This window comes from Pseudoalteromonas sp. SR45-5 (genome assembly GCF_014163565.1).
Taxonomy (GTDB): Bacteria; Pseudomonadota; Gammaproteobacteria; order Enterobacterales; family Alteromonadaceae; genus Pseudoalteromonas; species Pseudoalteromonas distincta.
This window is the reverse complement of record NZ_JACJDN010000790.1, coordinates 1-1,554: the sequence shown is the minus strand read 5'-3', so window position 1 is coordinate 1,554 and position 1,554 is coordinate 1. Positions and strand designations below refer to the sequence as shown.

The 1,554-nt window shown below is 33.1% G+C and carries 2 protein-coding genes; both read right to left on the bottom strand.

The features are described 5' to 3' along the window. Positions 1 to 1,192, bottom strand: a 1,192-nt coding sequence (locus tag H5072_RS19085; RefSeq protein ID WP_182694465.1) for a P-loop NTPase fold protein, incomplete at its 3' end; no start/stop codon positions are given. Between the two features lie 48 nt (positions 1,193 to 1,240). Then, on the bottom strand, positions 1,241 to 1,554 hold a 314-nt coding region (locus H5072_RS19080; RefSeq protein ID WP_182694464.1), incomplete at its 5' end, for a hypothetical protein.

The window sequence follows — 1,554 nt, the reverse complement described above, 5'->3', positions numbered from 1 at the left end:
GCTTTCCAGTACTAGTAAATGTGTTAATAAGTAACTCATAGTCTTGTATTCTCCTCTCCATAAGAGATAGCAAAGTTATGATGTAAGGAACGTCTATAGTTTTATTATTGTTAATATTAGCAAAAATTAACTCAGCTCTATTTAGTACTTTAATAGATTGTCTCGGTGACAGCTCTAATGCATTAAAAATATCATTACAAAGATTATAAACATCATCTTTTTTAAAGTTTACAAATGGAAATAGTATGACATCTCTATTTGCAAGCAACTCCTTACTAAGTGGTTTTAGTTGGCAATAGTTTTTCAATAAAGGTGTGGATACCCTTGTTCTTAGTATGTATTTATTATCAAAAAACCGGCTTAAATATTCCTCTGCATCAAAACCTGAGCCATAAACTGCTTTAACTGTATGAGCTAACTGCTGGGTATTTGTTGCAACAATAAATGAAAGCCCTGGTATATCAAAAACATGCTTAATTGCTTCTAACATCTCAACTGCATAAGTCGGCTTGCAACGATCTAGTTCATCAATAAATATAAATGCAGGATAGCTATTTGTAATAGTTGCTATACCTTTAACTGGGGTGTCTACAACGTATTCTACCCAAGCTTGAATTGCCTGCTTAAGTGCTTTCACACTTTTCTTGCTATCTGTCACTTCTTTACAAAATACTTCCAGTACCTTTTCACCTGCTTTTGAAAAGTCAACTTCCTTAGCTGAAACCGAAGTGTCTTCTTCATCACCTTTTGAATCAAATATATTGAAGTCAAAACCTAAGTACCTTTTCATTATGGCACTACCAACCCTTGGTGCAGCAGCTTTAATCACCTGATTTAACTTTCTTTTTGTTTCTTCTGGATCAATTTTGTCTGTTTGTAACTTTAACTGTTCAATAATTTCACTTAAAACAGTCATCAAAGGTGAGTCCAGATAATCAATGCTCCAAGCATCTATATAAACAACTGGGTGACTGCTTTTTACATCTTCACTCCAACGTTTCAAAAAGTAAGTTTTACCTGCACCCCATTCTGCATCAAGGTTTAATACATAATTTGATAAATTATTTTTATCTGTGCCGCCTTTAGCTTTTATCAAGGAGGTTAAGTAAGTTGCGTACTTTGCTCTATCGAGATTATCAGCGGAAAATTCATGCTCTTCAATTAGTTTTGAGTTATCCCAGTTAAAATCCATTTTTAATCCTACAAACAAAAAGACCACTTTGCAGTGGTCTTTTTGGACTTATTTAGTTTTGACTTGAGAGCTTGTGTCTGTTTTTGCAGACTGCTCCATTAGTTTGTGTATTTTGCCTAGATTACCATTGATAAGTAAACCACCAATAAATATGACACCTGCTAAAGCACCTATTGCCCAGGCAATTTTAGTGTTTATTTTTCTGATTTCATTATTGCTTTCTTTTATTTCTTTTTTAAAGTTTTCATCGCACGATTTCAACTCTGATTTAAAATCGGCACTTAATTCTTTAACGTCTTTCCTAGTTTCTTGTACTAATTCTTTTACTTGATAATTTAGAGTTTCAGATAACTTTTCTTGAC